The sequence below is a fragment of the Streptomyces sp. NPDC051662 genome, from assembly GCF_040681655.1.
GTDB lineage: Bacteria > Actinomycetota > Actinomycetes > Streptomycetales > Streptomycetaceae > Streptomyces.
The window spans coordinates 92,565-109,151 of the sequence record NZ_JBFAZD010000022.1 but is presented as its reverse complement, the minus strand read 5'-3'; the positions used below and the strand labels follow the sequence as shown (position 1 = coordinate 109,151).

The window sequence follows — 16,587 nt, the reverse complement described above, 5'->3', positions numbered from 1 at the left end:
CGACATCCTCGGGCGACGGCGTCGTCACCGTCGTCCCGCGGTGCCACGCGCGGTGCTTCGCGTACGGGCCGTGGCCGACGTCCATCACGGCGGACGGTTCATCGTCGTCATCTCAGCGTGAGGATGTCAGCATGAGGACAATGCCAGTGCGTTCGGGTCCACATCCGCAGAAGGGCTGTGCCATGACCGTTCTCGACTCCCCCATCCCGCGGTTCCATCTGGCCATGCCGGTCGACGACCTGACCGCCGCGCGCCGCTTCTACGGCGGCGTACTGGGCCTGGAGCAGGGCCGCAGCACGGACACCTGGGTGGACTGGAATCTGCACGGCCACCAGGTGGTCACCCATCTCTCACCGAAGCGCGCCCAGCGCGTACACAACCCGGTCGACGGCCACGACGTCCCGGTGCCGCACTTCGGTCTGATCCTCACGATTCCCGCTTTCCAGCAACTGGCCGAGCGGTTGCGCGCGGCGGGCACGGAGTTCGTCATCGAGCCCTATGTCCGCTTCGAGGGCCTGCCGGGCGAGCAGTGGACGATGTTCCTCCTCGACCCGGCCGGCAACGCACTGGAGTTCAAGGCGTTCGCCGACGACTCCCAGGTCTTCGCCGCCTGATCCGGCGCTCCTCCGCTCGGCGCGCGCCGACTGCGTGCTTCGAGGTCGCCGAGGTCCGCGGCGCCCACGGCTAGGGCGTGTCGGGTGGCGAAGATCCGCGCCGGCGTCCTTCGCCGCGGACCTTTCCCCTGACGCTGTCGAACAGGTTCCCGGGGAAGCCGTGTTCCCGCATGATGTCCATGGCGACGTGCGACGGACAGCAACTGGCCGACGGCACCAGCCTCGTACCACCGCATACCGAGGGAGCGGGCACGACATCATGGGTGCGCTCAACGAACAGTCCGCCGTCCGCTCAATCACGCTGGGCGACGCCCGCCTCACCTACGTCGTCGACGGGGCCATGGGCATGCTGCCGGAGAGCTTCCTCCCCGCGGTACCCGCGGAATACTGGCAGGAGCATCCGGAAACGCTCGACGAGCACGGCTTCGTCGCCATGTCAGCGGGAGGACTGCTCGTGGAGCGCGACGGCCGCCGTCTGCTCATCGACGCCGGCCTCGGCCCGGTGTCCGGGCCGACCCGGGTCTCCGGTGAGCCTGTCGGACACACGAACTCCGGCGCGCTCCCGGAAACCCTTGCCGCGCTGGGTGTCGCCCCGCACGACATCGAGACCGTCGCCTTCACCCACCTGCACGTCGACCACACCGGTTGGGCCTTCACACCGCGGAAGTTCTTCCCCAATGCCCGGTATCTCGTCGCCGCCGAGGAGTGGGCTCCGCACGGCCGTGGCGAGACAGTTCCCGGTGCGCCGGCTCGGGAGACCATCGAGCCGATGAAGAACGCGCACGCCCTGATCTCACACGGGGAGGAGATCTTCACCGGCGTGCACGCCCTGGTGACGCCGGGGCATTCTCCCGGCCACACCTCGTATGTGATCACCGCTGGAGACGAGCGGGCCGTGGTCTTCGGCGATGTCTTCCACATCCCGGCGCAGATCGCGCATCCGCACTGGGGGTCGCGCCCCGACTCCGACGTCGCCGCGGTCATCACGGCGCGCGAGCGTATCGCCAGGGAACTCGCACAGCCAGGCACGACCGGCTTCGCCTTCCACTTCGGCGATCAGGCATTCGGACGTCTGAACGGCACGCGGTGGGAGCCCGTTGAGACAGAAACGGTCCTGCCCGCCCCCAGAGCGCTCGGATGAGGTTCGCCTGACGGACGGAGCCCGCCGCGAGCCCGGGAGGTCGTCCTAGCCGCCCGCGATCACGGCCTTGAGCTCGTCCAGCGATTCCCGCATCACCCGCGCCATCCCACGTTTCTCGGCCGCCAGGATCCAGCGTTCGAAGCCCACCTTGAAGACGGCGACCCCCGTCTCCGCGGTCAGGCTCGCGGCCGGCTCCGCGACGCCGCGTCGGCGCAGGGTGTCCGCGAGCGCGGCCGATATCGAGGCGAGCTTGATCAACTCGCGCTCCATGAGCTCCGCGTTCGCCACGATGACGGCCTGGCGCTTCCGCGCGAACTCACGCCGGTCGACGAACACCTCGGAGACGGCGTCAAGGCCCAGCGCCAGCGCGTCGATCGGCGCCGCGGACTCCGGAGCGTCGGCCACCGCCCGCACGAACAGCTCCTGCAACTCGCCGGAGCCGGCGAACAGCACCTCGCGCTTGTCCGCGTAGTGCCGGAAGAAGGTCCGCTCCGTGAGCCCCGCGCTTCTGGCGATCTCCGCCACGGTGGTCTGCTCGAAGCCACGCTCGGTGTAGAGCCCCAACGCCGCTTCCGCCAGGCGCCCCCGCGCGTTCGGCTCCCATCTACCCATACGGGGATCCTACGCGATGACAGCGGATGACATCAGGTGTACCGTCGATGACAGCGACTGACATCAACAGTTTGGGGCTCTTCCCATGCGTATCTTCATGACCGGCGCGTCCGGCTGGATCGGCTCCGCCGTCGTTCCGGAACTCATCGACGCGGGGCACCAGGTCGTCGGGCTCGCCCGCTCCGACGCCTCCGCCGCCGCGCTCACCGCGGCCAGGGCGGAGGTCGTCCGTGGCACCGTCGACGACCTCGGGGTCCTGCGGGAGGCGGCCGCCGCGTCGGACGGGGTGATCCACCTCGCCTTCAAGCACGACATCGCCTTCACCGGCGACTTCCGGGGCGCCGCCGAGGCCGACCGCCGCGCCGTCGACGCCTTCGGCGACGCGCTCGCCGGCACCGACCGCCCCCTCGTCGTCGCCTCCGGCACGGGCGGCGTCACGCCCGGACGTGTGGCGACCGAGCGGGACATGCCCACCCTCGACGGCTCGCCGATCTCGCTGCGAGCGGCCACCGCCCGGGCGGTGCTCGCACTCGCGCCGCGCGGCGTGCGCTCATCCGTGGTGCGACTGTCTCCGACCTGCCACGGCGAAGGAGACCAGGGCTTCATGGCGACCCTCGTCGCCATCGCCCGCGCCAAAGGCGTCTCCGGTTACCTCGGCGACGGCGCCAACCGCTGGCCGGCCGTCCACCGCCTCGACGCCGCACGGCTGTTCCGTCAGGCCGTCGAGAAGGCCCCCGCCGGATCGGTGCTGCACGGTGTCGCGGAGGAGGGCGTCGCGATCCGCGACATCGCCGAGGTGATCGGCCGCCACCTCGACGTACCGGTAACCTCCGTGGCCCCCCAGGCCGCGGCCGAGCACTTCACCTGGCTGAGCGCCTTCCTCGGCCATGACAGCCCGGCGTCCAGCAGCCTGACCCGCGAACTGCTGGACTGGCAGCCGACCCAGCCCGGCCTTCTCGAAGATCTCGACAAGGGCCATTACTTCGACGCCCCGGCCACCACCGGCTGACCCCCGCGGGAGTCACCGCGTGACGGAGACCCGCACCGGGTTGGAGGTCACCTGGACGCCGCCGATGACGGCGCGGGCCGTGATCGTCGCCGTACCGTCGCTCACCGCCCTGACCACACCCGCGCTGTCGACCGTGGCCACGTTCGAGTGGGAGCTCGAAAAACTGACGGCGACCGGCGCGGACGAGATGTTGTCCTCGTTGAGGGCCAGGCCGTCACCGGTGACCGTGACCTCGGAGGCGTCCATATCGGCCGTGTTGACCCGCTTGTTGAAGCCCTCGCCGTAGGTGTTGTTCGCCAGGGTGATGTCATCCGCGCCGTCGAAGGTGAACAGCGGGGACGTATGGCTCGCGGGCGGCGCGTCCGTGGTCACGGTCGTCGTGTCCCCCACGCGCAGGGCCCGCGAGGGTCCGGTGAGCCGTAGGTGGGCGTAGCGCTCGACGCGGTTGTCGCGGAAGGTCAGATCGCCGACGCCGCGGCCGGAGATGATGGTCCCGCCGGTGAGGTGGAAGTCGTTGTCCTCGATGAGGACGTTGCGGTGCACCGGCTGCCCTTCGACGAAGTCCTGGTTGGTGGGGTCGAAGAAGATGACCGGGCTCGCGGGGCGGTCGAAGACATTGCCGCGGATGATGACGTTCCGCACCGGGCCCGACTCGTACCAGGCGCGGGCGTCGGACGAGATATAGATGCTGGCCATGCTCATACCGTCGAAGCGGTTGTTCTCGATCAGTACCGGCCTGCGCGTCGTCACGAGGATTCCACGCGTCGGCACGGCCTGGAACGTATTGCCCCTGATCTCGACAGTGGGCGTGTACGTGGTGTTCTCGGCCACGTAGTCGCCCGGGGCCGCGAGTACCGCGGCGGGAAGCGCCCGGTCGAGGAGCACGCTCATTTCGCGCAGGTAGGTGGCCGGGTCCGCGCCGGCCGGGACACCGCTACCGGTCGGTCCGGTCACCGAGACCACCTTCGCCGTCGCGCCGGGGACGGCGAGCATGGTGCGCTTGTCGACGAGCTCGATCGTGTCGCCCGGGTGGAACTGGGGAAATCCGGACGTCTGGTCGTGCATGTAGCGCAGCCCCAGCGCTCTCGGCTCGGCGCTGGTCACCTGGAGGTAGGTGCCGTGGATGTTGATCGGGTCGTCCTGCGGGTTGTCGAAGAGGCTGTTGGTGACGCGTACCGTGCCCTTGATACCGGACATCTGGATGTGGTCGGCGAAACCCGAGGTGACACGGCCGCTGTCGCGGTCGGCCTTGAAGGTGACCGAGTCGATGCTGATGTCCTCGCTGAGCTGGCCCACGATGCCGAAGCCGTGCAGGTAGCCGAGCCGGAGGTGATCGGCCGTCACACGCGATGACTCCCAGAACAGGGCGCCCGGTGTGTCCCTGGTGTCCTCCCGCATCTGATAGACGTATCCGCGGTCGGTGGGGGCGGTGCCGTCGTTGTAGGTGAACCGCAGTCTGTCGCCGCCGAGGTCGGTGATCCGCGCGACGTTCCGGAAGACCGGATTGGCCGTGCGCCACGTCCTGTTGGTCGCGGGGTCGTGGACCTGGGAGTAGTTGAAGGAGTCCGTGCCGGTCCAGTACGGCTCTCCGGTGGCCGGACTCCGCTCGCCGTTCCAGCGCACCGAGGTGCCGTCCACGGCGTAGTCGTAGGTCGGGGGGATGTCGATGATCCGGTAGGCCTGCCCGGAGTCGACTCCCGTGTCGGCGACCGTGATGTCGACCGTTTTGGGGGCGACCCAGGTCTGCGAGAAGTTGGTGAAGCGTACGTTCCTTGAGCGGATCGCCGCGAAGACGGTCTGGAAGCCGTGGTTGACGATCCTCGACCCGCCGCCGTCGACGACGACGTCCCGCATGTCCTCGACGAGGATGCCGATGTTCTTCGTCTTGAACGCCTGATCGCTGCCGACCGTGTTGCTGACGTACAGCTCCCGCTTCGGCGTCCGCTCGGGCCAGATGTGGTACGTACCGGCCGGGAAGTGGATGGTGGTGGGACCGCCGACGGTCTTCGCGTGGGCGATCGCGGCGTTGACGGCAGCCGCGGAGTCGGCCTTGCCCGAAGGGTCCCCGCCGAAGTCGGTGACGTCGATGACCGTGCGGCCGGTGTTGTCCACGACGGCCGCGCGCTGAAGACCTCCGATGACAGGGGAGTTCTGCGGACGCGCGACGGACTGCGCGGTGACCGTTCCCATCGGGGCGCTGAACACCCCGACGATGAGGGTTGCGGCTGCGCAGACGGCTGCGCGGATGGCATTGCGCCCGCCGAAACCGGTGCGGGCCAAGCCCGGTCGCATAGGTCTCATGTTGTTCCTCCGGGGGTGTCCGGGGCCATTCATCCGAGGTCGTAGCTGGAAGGTAGGGCCATCACCAAAAAAGAACAAGAGGAACAACAGAAGTAAACATTCTCCGCCACGCTTGCCGGGCCGATGTATCGATGTACCGGTGTACCGGTGCTGTTCGGTGGGGCCGGGGTGGGGAGACCTCCCCTCCCCCGGCCCCTGGGAGTTCACCCGCTGATGGAGACCTCACCAACAGCCCAGAACCAGTTGTTGCCGCCGGTGTACCGGAAGTGGACGCGCGCACTGGTGGCGCCCGCCGGGACCCGGAGAGCGATCCTCTCGACGCGCGAGGCCGCGTCGGCGGCGTACGTCCGCACGGAGACGGGGGCGCCGCCGTCGTAGGACACGAGCACGTCGCCCTTCTGGGGCGCCTCGTGCCGGTAGAACGTCGTGTACGTGAGTGTGGCGGTGGCGCCGCCGGTGACCGGGTACGCCCCGCTGATCAGGGTGGAGTCGAAGGTGCCGGAGACCGCCTTGTCCGACCACTCGTCACCGTCGGCGACCGCGAAGACGTTCCGCCCCCGGATATGGCACTCGCGCTGCTGGTCGCGCTGTGCCGCGGTCCAGAACTCGTCGGTGGTGAAGGACCAGCCGCGCCACTCGGTCATCCCGCCCGTACCCATCCTGGAGTTGTCGATGGACCAGCCGCTGGGCGGCGTATGGGTGTAGCCGAGGACGCTCGCCCCGATGCCGGTCTCGTCCGTACGCGTGAGGAGCGAGCCCCGGAGCGCGTTGAAGTCGTCGGGCCCTGGCTGCTGGAGGGGCCGCCCGTCCAGATCCCAGGCCGGGTCGAGGGCGATACCGAGGTGGGCCAGCGCGCTGGCCGCGACGTCGGGCATCCGGATGTCATAGCGCGTGGAACCCGCGGTGACCGTCGGTCCGGTGGCGATCAGGAAGGTCTCGCGCTCGGGCCGGCTCGACCCGCCGTGGCCGCCCGCGTCGGTGTGTCCGTGATCCGTGGTGACCATGATCAGCCAGTCCTCGGAGCCGTACGTCGACCGGCCGTTGACCGCGGCCAGGATCTGGCCGATCTGGCTGTCCACGCCGTGAATGGCGTCCAGGTACTGCCGGCTGGCGGCACCGTGGGAATGACCCGCGTGGTCGACGTTGTCGAGTTGTACGAACACGGCGTCCGGATTCCCGGAGCCGAGCTCGGTGACGACGCGTGACGTCGTGCCCGTGTCGTACTCCGCGCCCGGGGTGGAGATCCGGGTGTCGACCTTCGACGAGAAGACGGTGTCGGTGAGCGGCGCCCAGGACGAGACGGCGCAGGTACGCAGGGCGGGCCGGGCGGTCTCGATCCGGGTGAGGAAGTCGGGGTACCGGGCGAACTGCTGCCCGGTGAAGTTGTTGTCCTTGACCTTGTGCTTGTCGGGCCAGACGCCGGTGATGATCGTGGACCAGCCGGGCCCGGACATCGTGGGAGCCATGGGGTTGGCGTAGAGGGCGCTCGGCGCGGTGAGACCGGTGGCCATGAGCCTGTCCAGGTTCGGTGCCTCGGCGTCCTTGACTCTGCTGAGCAGCGTGCCGTCGATGCCGATGACCAGGACCTTCGGGGTCCTGGCGGCAGCACGGGCGACCGCGGGGAGCGGCCCCGCGAGGGCGGCCAGGGTGGCGGCGCCGATCAGCACCGAGCGGCGGGAGACACCTGAGGTCCTGGGCGAGGTCACGGGCGAGGTCTTGGGTGAGGTCTTGGGTGAGGTCACGGGTTCCTCCGGGATGAGGAAAGGCGGGGGAAGAGCTCGGGGAAGAGCTCGCGGACGTACGTCCGCCGGGTGCCCGCGGCCGGGACCGAACCCGGGAAGGGCGCGTACTCACTTCCCGTGCCAGGTACCGACTTTGGGTCCAGACCCGTTATCTTTCCGTCACCCGTGGCCGAGTCGCCAGAGCACTCCGGTGAACTCCCGGCGGCTCCGGTGAACTCCCTTCGACCACAGGTGAATTCTCGGACCGAACCGTGAACTTCCGGTCTACGGCAGCCGGCCCCGGCACCGGGAGGCCGCTTGCCGGCCCGGTGCGAACCGCCGGCCCGGAAGGAGGGGCACATCAGCTCGCACCGTAGAAGCCCTCAGCAGGCGCAGTGGGCGGCGCCGACCGGCGTCGTCAACGGATCGGCCGCGCGCACCGGGCACATGCCCTGGGACGACCTGACGAACCGTCAGTCATCTCTCGGCCGCGGTGAGCGCGCCAAGGGCGCTGGCCTGAGTACGCCAGTCCGTCTGGTTCGGACTGCCGCCGGCCCACCGCACGCCGAGCGCGTTGAGCGAGTCACGGTCGGTGGCCCACAGTGAGTCCGCCTGGCGCTGGATATAGGAACGGTAGGTGGCGGAACCGGTCGCTTGCTGAAGGTCGTACAGGAAACGCGTGAAGATGCCCTTGAACTGCTTCTGATTGTCGTCACAGGCCGCCTGGCCGACATCGCAGGACTCGGTGAGCACCCCGTTCGTGGTCAGTCGCGGGCTGGACATCGCGGCATCGGCCAGAGCGCGGGCGACAGCCGAGAGCGAGCCGTCTCCGCTCACCTTCGACGCCTCAAGCAGGCCGCCGATGGCGAGCCCCTGGTTGTAACTCCACACCGTGCCGCCGTTGTTGAGGCAGGCGGAGTTCAGCCCGTCGTTCACCAGCCCCGAGGAATTGATCAGCCCGCTGGAACGGAACCACGCCGCGGCCGTCGTCGCCCGCTGCCCCCATACGGTGTCGCCGCTGACGCGCTGGTGCAGTGACGCGGTCAGCCACAGATACTGCCCGTTGGTCACCGCGTTCTTGTACGTACGCTCGCGGTCCCACCACACCCCGCCACCGCAGGTGCTGGTGTCCCAGTACTGGTGCACATAGCTGGTGATGGTCACCGCCTCGTTCAGGTAGCGGGGATCGTGGGTGTAGTCGTACGCGGCCAGCCAGGCCATCCCCCACCAGGCGGCGTCGTCGATGGCCCGGCTGATGAAGTGGCCCTCGATCGGGTCCGTGCCTCGCGCGCCGGCGGGGAAGGTTCCCTTGTTCTGGTCGAAGGTGCGCGCGATGACCCAGTCGTAGTCATGCGTTCCGGTGCGCCGGGCGAAGTCGATCAGAGATGTGAGGGTGGCGGCAGAGTTCCACCAACTGCTCTTCCACCAGCCCTCGTACGGGTCGTAGGACGACATCAGGGCGTCCGCCGCCGCACGGGACCTGGACGGCACCGGCCGCACCCACGCGGTGCAACTGCCCTCCTGATGAGTGGCCTCCCGGCCGCAGGCGCGCACGGCGCCGCCGTAGAGGAGACCTCGGGGGTCGCGGGTGGCGAACATCGAGGTATGGGACGCGGTCGCGCCGGCCGGCACGCTGGTACGGCCGAGCGAGGACCCGTCCGGCCAGCCGCCCCCGCCGTTCCAGGAGCGGTCCAGCCAAGTCTCGTCGCCGGGGCCGCCGCCTTCGATGCTGCCCCAGGCCATGGAGTTTTTCTGGTCGACATGCAGTCGGATGGTGCGGCCGTACAGGGAAGTGGGGGGTACGGGCTGGTCGTCACCCGCGGCCTGCCCCGTGTCGACGCCGTCGCAGAAGGTGTCGCACACGGTCGGGTAGGCCCAGCTCGTACAGGCGACAGCACTGGCGTCACCGCAGGCACGCACCAGGCCCCGCCGGTGATTCACCGGGTCGGTGATGTTGAACATCAGCGTTCTGGTACCGGTCCATGTGCTCGGGATACTCGCCTTGCCCAGCAGCGGTTCCCAGGTCACACCACCGTCCCAGGAACGGTCCAGCCACACCGAGTCACCGGTTGCCCCGTTGTCGATGCTCGCCCAGGCCATGTCGTCCACGTCCGACACATGCAGCTCAAGCCGACGGCCGTTGAGGTCCTTGTCCGGCGCGGGGAAGCTCTCCTGCCGGGCCAGCGAGGCATCCCGTGTGTCGCAGAACAGGGCACACACCGCGGTGGCGGCAGTGGAAGCGGTGGAAGCGGTGGCGGTCGCCGATACCGGGACCAGTACCGTGGCGGCGACGACGGTCGCCAGGAGGAGCCTGATCAGGCGTGCTCCCACGGCCGCACACCGCTCCACGCCGTGTCGCGACCGGCGGCCGACAACGTTGTCTCCGCGCATGTTCGGCATCGAAGTCGCCTCACTCTCGTGGCAGGGAACCCGATGAGCGGGCACGTGCGTCGATCACACGACGGCCTCGCCATGCCAACCAGGCCCCCTGGGCTGATTCGTACCTATTCGGGGAAGTGAACCGCCTTGACAGGTAACTGTCAATCGGCCGCGTGCCCTTGTCCCGAACGAAACGCAACGAGAGCAGCGGGCAGGGCCAACGGGCGAGGCCCTCCCCCGGGTCTGGGAGAGGGCCCCTTGTGCCACCGTCCGGGAGGACCCGGGCGGGGCGATGCTCCTTCGGGCTTACTTCTTCGGACCTACCGCCTAGAAGCCGCCGCTGCGGATCCGGTCACGGATCCAGACACCGGCCTCCTTGAGGACCGAGGTGCCGGTCCACTGGCCGCGTGCGCAGGTGCCGGTCTTGAAGACAGCGCCGGAGCGGTTGTCGTCCGAGTAGTTCCAGTTGGTCCAGCTGATCTTCTTCTGGGCCATCAGGTCGATGTAACGCTGCGACTGCGCGAAGTCGTTGGCGCCCTCACCCGCGTAGTTCTGGGTGCCGAACTCCGTGACGAACATGGGGATGCGGTCCGCTGCCCGGGAGAGCGTGTTCAGGTACTCCGTTTTGTGGGACGCGGCGTAGAAGTGGAACGTGTACATGATGTTCCCGGCGTTCACCGGGTTGTTGACCACCTCGGTCTCGTTGGCGCCGTCGGAGACACCGAGTGAGGACCAGGCGCGGGTGCCGACGAGGACGACGCCGTCGGGGTCCTGGGCCCGGACCACCGGGATGATGGTCTCGGCGTAGCTCTTGATCTGCTGCCAGGAGACGCCGTTCGGCTCATTGGCTATCTCCCACAGGACGTTGACCTTGTCCTTGTGACGGCGAGCCATCTCGGTGAAGAAGGTGCGGGCCCGGGCGGTGTTGGCGTTGGGGTCGCCCGGGGTGAGCTGGTGCCAGTCGACGATCACATACAGACCACGCGCGGTGGCCTGGTCGACGATCCGGCTCGCGAGGTCGGTGAACTTGGCCGGGTCGGTCTCGTAACCGCCCTCCTGCACATAGGTGGACACGCGGAGGATGTCGCCGTTCCAGTCGTTGGCGAGGGCGTCGAGCGAGCCATCGGTCACGCACTGCGCGTACCACTGGGTACCGTGGGTACTCATCCCGCGCAGTTGGATCGGGACGCCGGAGGCGTTACAGAGCTTGGTGCCGCAGACGCGGACCTTGCCGTTGATGCTGACCGGGGTGTCGGCCGCGCGGGCGGCCGGGGTGATGCGGTCCTGGCCGGGGGCCGGAGCGGAGGCACCGGCCTGGGCGGTGACACCGAGACCCAGGAACAGGGCTATGGCCAGGGTGAGGATCGCGGTGGGACGCAGTCTCTTGAGGAGCGTTGAGGGCATGGCTGACCCTTCATGAGGCGGACATGACAATCCGGCGGGGGGTCCATGGACGTGGCGTGCTCCACGGGGAGTGGTGATTGAAAGTTAGGTTTGTTTCCAGTTGGCCGTCAAGGGCTAGTTAGGTTTATTTCCAATTAGCCGTCGAGGGCCGGGGAGAGCCCGGGCGCGCGGCGGCGCCCGGAGCGAACTTCCGCTCCCGGCACCACCGTTGCCGCCATCACAGGCCGCGACCTGCGACGATCTCTCCCGCTTCACGGAGTCCCCGTCGGTCGCGCAGCCCTCCGCATCGCTCTCGCTCGGGCGGAACCGGGCGCCGATAGTCGTACGGCGTACGTCGATCACCCCTGGCCGGGCATGTCACGGCCATCGGCTACGACGCCGACCCTGCCTCGTCATCTTGGGGCTCCCTCGCCCCGGCACAGGGCGGGCAAGGAACTCCGGGTGACCCATTCTGGGCACGGACACGCACCTAAACTGGCCATCGTGAGCTACACCTTCGACATCGGGGACGACACGATCTGGGGCCCGGCCAATTCCGTCGCGCATATCTTCCTGGGAACGGTGAAGACGCTCTCGGAGGAATACCGTCTGCCGTCCGGAGTCGGAGACGACCTCATGGGAATGGTGGAGATCGATCCCGTGGAGTTCACCGCTTTCGTCCAGCGGGTTCTCGCCGAACGAGCACAGAGCCTGCACCTGTACAAAAGCATGATGCTGGACGGAATCCTGCCGCTCCTCATCGCCATGGCGGACCGGGGAAAGCTGGGACTCTGCGCCCGTTCGCCGGAGGAGAGTGTCTAACTCGAAGAGGTGAGGGCGCGGAAGCTGCCCATGCTCCAACCGTCGGACAGGCCCTAGCCACGGTCGGGGCCCTTGACGCAGAACAAAGGACAGGCCCGTCCTTCTTCAACCTTCCCGTCTCCTGGGTGCCGGTCAGTTCGTTCCCGCGGGGCAGCCGACGCGCTCGATACCGACGGCAAGGCACCGCGCGCCGGTCGGGACTCGCGCCCTCTGGTCGGGTTAGCCCCACCTCGTAGAGGGAGGCTGGCTCCAGAGACCGGCCGATCATCCCCGCGATAGCTTCCCGTTCTGGGGATTCCGGCCCCCGGCCCCGCGCAATGGCGCCGCCTCCTACCAACCGAAAGCCCTCCATGAACGGCCTCCTCCCCCTGTCCCGCTTGACCGCCGCGCCACGGAGGCAGATCGGTCTCCTGACCTCTCTGGCCGGAGCGCTCCTCGTCGCCTTCTTCCTCGCGCCCAACGCGCTGGCCCGGAGTTCCGTCAACACGGCGAACGTCAGCGATTCCTTCAGCCGGGGATTCATCGCCTACTGGGGTTCCGGCAGCCAGGACTTCCCCGCGCAGTTGGAAACCACAGTCGCCTTCTGGTTCCGCTTCCATCTCGTCAAGGCAGGCGTCTCCGCGCTGCTTCTCGCGGTGGCCGTGGCGCTCGGTGTCGTCCTCTGGCGGCGTTTCCGACAGCAGATCAGCGCGCAGGCCGGCCACGTCCACCTCGTACTGCCCGGGGCCCTCGTCGGGGTACTCGGGCTCTTCGCCCTTGTCGCGCTGGTGGCCAATCTGCAGGGCGCGGCGGCTCCGTTCGCCTCGCTGCTTCCCATGCTGACGAGCGAGGGTGCGGACGGCGAACTCACCGCGACCCTCACCCAGGTTCAACAGCAACTCGCCGTCCATCCCGGCGGTCAGCACTCCCCCGCCCTCACCCTCATGATCAGCGAATTCGCCACCTACCACGCCGTACTGGCCACAATGGCCGCCCTGGTCGCACTCGCTTTGGCCGGCGCGAGTGTCATGTTGTGGAGGCGGCTGAAGACATCGTCCGACATACGTTCAAGGCGCGCGATGAAGTTCGGCGGTACCGCCTCGGCGCTCCTGACAGCCGTTGTGCTCGTCATCGCCTTCGCGAACACCACGAGTGCGGCGGACTCGCCCCAGGCTCTCGCCAACTTCTTCGCCGGGGGGTGGTGAGACAGCCACCGCCCTTCCCGGCCCTTCTGTCTGCTGAGGACACCGGCGACCGGCTCGGGGCCCGGACCGGGAACTCGGAACAGCGGGACCGCATGTGAGACATCGTCAGGACGCCGCGCCGAAGACCTGGGAGGACCTGCCGTTGATGGTGGCGCCTGCTTGCTGGAGCCGCGCCATGCCGGCCAGATACGGGTGGGGGAACGCGCTTGCGGGGGTGGTCAGCTGGTCGAGGGCTGTGAGCTCGTCGGGCGTGAACGTGACGGAGAGGGCCGCCAGGGCACTGTCGAGGTGGGCGACGCCGCGGGTGCCGATGATGGGCGAGGTGACCAGCGGCTGCTGAAGCACCCAGGCGAGTGCGACCGAAGGGACGGTGCTGTCCTGCCGCCGCGCGATATCGCCGAGAGTGTCCAGCACCTCGAAGGCGCGTTCCGACAGGTGTGTTCGGGTCGCCGGTGTGCCCGCCCGTGCCACACCCTCGGAGGTACGGTCGGCGCGGGTGTAGCGGCCGGACAGTACGCCCCCGGCGTGCCAGGGAAGACCGTGCCTGTGCACTTCAGTACCAGGCACACCCAGGCACGTCTCGTAGCGGCGGCGCGCCGGGCGAACCGCGCCCGCCGCGCAGCGCTCGCCCCCCCATCGAGCCCGAATGCGGGCATCCGTCCTGGACGAACGGGGCGGCGGGTCAGCTCTACTGGGAAGCGTCCGGCAGGCCGATGGAGAGAACCTTCCGCAGTTCGCTCCTGCCACTCACACCGGTCTTGCGGTAGACCCGGTGCAGATGGTTGTCAACGGTGCGTACGGTGATGCCGAGTTGCCCGGCGATATGTTGGCTGCTCTGGCCCATGGCGGCGAGGCGTGCGATGTCGCGTTCGCGATCGGTCAGCTCGGGGGTCCAGCAGGCGAGGACGGCCGGTGTGGTGACCCCCTCGCAGCGCTGTGCGAGTTGATGGCAGCGGTCGGCGACCTGTTGGGCGTGTGTCCCATCGGAATCGCGCGACCACAGGAGCGCCGCGTGGGCTGCCGCCTCCGCGGCGTGCAGGTACATACCGGCGGACTCGAACGCGGTACAGACCCGCTCCACACCGGAGGCGTCCCGGGCGGCGAACGCGGCGGCGTGTTCGGCGTAGATCCCTATATGCGGGGCGTCCGAGGCCGCGGCCAGCTCGGCCAGTCGGCCGGATACGGCCGCCGGCCGGCCCAGGCGTATCGGCAGGTGCAACAACTCCGCCTCCCAGAGCGGGGCTTGCTGCTTCCTGGCGTCGCCCGCCGCGCGTATCGCCTGACGCGCGGCGTCACGGCCCCGGCCCTGGGCCGCCAGGATCCACGGCTGGGCCATCTGGAAGGCCGGGATGTGGAGTACGCGGTAGGACTCCACGCGGGCCAGATGCGCCTGGTCGAGTAACGCCTTCGCCTTGTCGGCGTTGCCCATCAGCGCCTCGACGGTGGCCCATTCGCCGAGGATCAACGCCTGCTGACCCCAGGTGCTGTCGTCGCGCAGTGTGGAAACGGCTTCCCTCATACATCGTTGAGCGGATCTCAGACGCCCCTGGCGGGCGGCGACCCTGCCCAGAAAGAACTGCCAGGAACCCAGGTGACCGATCCAACCGGAGTCCTGTGCCTGCCGGCACTGGTCGACGGCGGTCGCCTCGGCTTCGCCCAACCGCCCCGAGAATGCCTGGATGATGCACAGCCAGCCCGTCAGGCCGACGCGCACCATCGGTATGTCGTCATCGCCGGAGGTTCCCGATAACGCGGATTCGGCCAACTGCCGTGCTGCGACGGTCTGTCCGTGACAGAAGTAGTAGACGCACTCGGCGTACCGTAATCGGAGCGCTGCCCGGGGGCTCGACGGTGTGTACCCCCGGGCGCGGGTGACTGCCCGCGCGTACGCCGGCCAGTCGGCGTGCACCGCGAGCAGGATGGCCTGCAGCGCGGCCAGCTCCGCTCGTGCGGCGTCATCGGTCATCGCCTGTTCGGTACGGCGCAGCAGTTCCAGTGCGTCAGCGGGCCGGTCGAGCGAGAGGTACATGTTGGCGGCGCGCAGTTGCACCGACTGCAGATGGCCGCGGCTGGACCTGACGGTCTCCGGCAGGTCGCTGTGGACCTGCTCCGCTCGCACACCGTGCCCGGCGTAGCCGAGCGTGACGGCCAGTGTTCGCCGGGCCGGGGCTCCACCACCGGCGTCGCAGGCTGCCTGCGCCAATCTCGCCGCCAGGGTGAAGTCCATCGTCAGGATGGCATGATCGGCCGCGGAGACGAGCAACCGCGGATCGCTGAGATCACCGGCTTCCAGAAGCCAGCCGCCGACGCGGGCGATGTCCTCGCGCCGCCGCAGGCCCGTCCGCCGGACCGCCGCGGCCAGCTCCTTGCAGTACTGCCGGCGCCGGTGTGCGGGCGTTTGCCCGCGCAGGACCTCACCGTAGAGGGGATGAGCCAGCCGGAGGTGTATGCGCCGACCGTCCCCCTCACTGACGATGAGCTTACGGCGGTCGAGTTCCTCCATCACGGCCGCACTGGTGAGATCTTCGAGGACCGGCACGCCCAGCGGTTCCCCGAAGGCGAGTAATCCGGCGGCCCGTTGCACCTCCGCGGAGAGCTGTCCGATGCGCTGACTCACCAGATCGACCAGTTGTGTACTGAGTTGGAACGGTCCTTGCCAGCACCAGACCTCCTCGACCAACGCCAGTGCCCCGAAGGCGAGTCCGGCGTCGACGAGTTGCTGCAACCAGAGCACATTGCCGCTGCTGCACTCCCAGAGCCGACGCACGGTCGTGGTCTGCACCTGACCACGCAGCGTCCTCTCCAGCAGGTGTCGGACGGAATCGGGCTCCAATGGCCGCAGGTCGATTCTGACGGCGTAGTCACCCCGCACCAAAGCCTCGATCGCGTCGGGCATCGCCACACCGGAGCGTGCGGTGAGCACGATCCGCGTACCGCCGCGTACGGCCAGATGCAGCAGCAGCGCGGCCGAGCCCTCGTCGAGCAGATGCGCGTCGTCGACCAGCAGGATTCGCTGTCCACCAGCCGTGTCTGCAAGCAGCGCGTCGGCGAGGACCCGCAGCAGGTTGGGGCGCCCGTTGGCGCTGGGCCATGTCGCGGGAAGCAGATGTGCCAGGGCCCCGAACGGGATCTGTGCGGTGCTCTCGGAAGCCGATGCCGCCAGTGCCTGCCCCTGAGAGGCGTCGGTCCTGGACAGCAGTTCGCGCGCCAGCCGCGTCTTGCCCACACCTGCCGCACCCGTGATCAGCAGGCAGGGCCGGTCGGAGTGCTCCAGCTGCGAAAGCAACTCGCTCAATACCGCGTCTCGACCTGTCAGCGGCCAGGAGCGAGGAGATGAACCGGCCTGATGTCCCACATACTCCGATGATGCCGGACGGTCATTTCGGCCATTCATCGACAGCCCCTCCGCACGGATCGGCCC

General features: G+C 68.7%; 12 protein-coding genes. 5 read left to right on the top strand and 7 right to left on the bottom strand.

The window, feature by feature from the left end; translation table 11 throughout:
* Window positions 1-182: 182 nt before the first annotated feature.
* Window positions 183-614: a VOC family protein gene (locus tag AB0M67_RS30410; protein ID WP_365750680.1), complete on the top strand. Its 432-nt coding sequence runs from the start codon at window positions 183-185 to the stop codon at window positions 612-614.
* Window positions 615-873: 259 nt separating this feature from the next.
* The gene (locus AB0M67_RS30405) at window positions 874-1,755 is read left to right on the top strand and encodes an MBL fold metallo-hydrolase (RefSeq protein WP_365750678.1); all 882 of its coding nucleotides are present in this window, start codon (window positions 874-876) and stop codon (window positions 1,753-1,755) included.
* Window positions 1,756-1,800: 45 nt separating this feature from the next.
* On the opposite strand, the gene AB0M67_RS30400 is transcribed toward AB0M67_RS30405, so the two are convergent.
* On the bottom strand, window positions 1,801-2,367 hold the full coding sequence (locus AB0M67_RS30400) for a TetR family transcriptional regulator (protein ID WP_365750676.1): 567 nt from the start codon (window positions 2,365-2,367) through the stop codon (window positions 1,801-1,803).
* A gap of 85 nt (window positions 2,368-2,452) precedes the next feature.
* On the opposite strand from AB0M67_RS30400, the gene AB0M67_RS30395 reads away from it, so the two are divergent.
* Window positions 2,453-3,376, top strand: coding sequence for an SDR family oxidoreductase (locus AB0M67_RS30395; protein ID WP_365750674.1), 924 nt, complete (start codon window positions 2,453-2,455; stop codon window positions 3,374-3,376).
* 12 nt (window positions 3,377-3,388) lie between these two features.
* Here AB0M67_RS30395 and AB0M67_RS30390 read toward each other — a convergent pair whose 3' ends face one another.
* The 4 genes from AB0M67_RS30390 to AB0M67_RS30375 all read right to left on the bottom strand — a co-directional run bounded on the left by AB0M67_RS30390 (window position 3,389) and on the right by AB0M67_RS30375 (window position 11,181).
* Complete coding sequence (locus tag AB0M67_RS30390) at window positions 3,389-5,668, bottom strand: right-handed parallel beta-helix repeat-containing protein (RefSeq protein WP_365750673.1); 2,280 nt, start codon at window positions 5,666-5,668, stop codon at window positions 3,389-3,391.
* 212 nt (window positions 5,669-5,880) lie between these two features.
* Complete coding sequence (locus AB0M67_RS30385; protein WP_365750735.1) at window positions 5,881-7,341, bottom strand: alkaline phosphatase family protein; 1,461 nt, start codon at window positions 7,339-7,341, stop codon at window positions 5,881-5,883.
* Window positions 7,342-7,875: 534 nt separating this feature from the next.
* On the bottom strand, window positions 7,876-9,729 hold the full coding sequence (locus AB0M67_RS30380; RefSeq protein WP_365750671.1) for a glycoside hydrolase family 76 protein: 1,854 nt from the start codon (window positions 9,727-9,729) through the stop codon (window positions 7,876-7,878).
* A 375-nt stretch (window positions 9,730-10,104) separates the two neighbouring features.
* Window positions 10,105-11,181 carry a glycoside hydrolase family 5 protein gene (locus tag AB0M67_RS30375; protein ID WP_365750669.1) on the bottom strand — a complete coding sequence of 359 codons (1,077 nt, stop codon included), beginning with the start codon at window positions 11,179-11,181 and terminating at the stop codon, window positions 10,105-10,107.
* Window positions 11,182-11,664: 483 nt separating this feature from the next.
* Between AB0M67_RS30375 and AB0M67_RS30370 the strand changes: the two genes are divergently transcribed.
* On the top strand, window positions 11,665-11,982 hold the full coding sequence (locus AB0M67_RS30370) for a DUF6086 family protein (protein ID WP_365750667.1): 318 nt from the start codon (window positions 11,665-11,667) through the stop codon (window positions 11,980-11,982).
* A gap of 377 nt (window positions 11,983-12,359) precedes the next feature.
* A complete protein-coding gene (locus AB0M67_RS30365; RefSeq protein WP_365750666.1) occupies window positions 12,360-13,166 on the top strand; it encodes a tat (twin-arginine translocation) pathway signal sequence in 807 nt (268 codons plus the stop codon).
* 105 nt (window positions 13,167-13,271) lie between these two features.
* Here AB0M67_RS30365 and AB0M67_RS30360 read toward each other — a convergent pair whose 3' ends face one another.
* Window positions 13,272-13,733: an aldo/keto reductase gene (locus tag AB0M67_RS30360; RefSeq protein WP_365750664.1), complete on the bottom strand. Its 462-nt coding sequence runs from the start codon at window positions 13,731-13,733 to the stop codon at window positions 13,272-13,274.
* A gap of 121 nt (window positions 13,734-13,854) precedes the next feature.
* Window positions 13,855-16,560 (bottom strand): AAA family ATPase, encoded by a 2,706-nt coding sequence (locus AB0M67_RS30355; RefSeq protein WP_365750662.1) that lies wholly within the window; start codon window positions 16,558-16,560, stop codon window positions 13,855-13,857.
* Window positions 16,561-16,587: the final 27 nt, after the last annotated feature.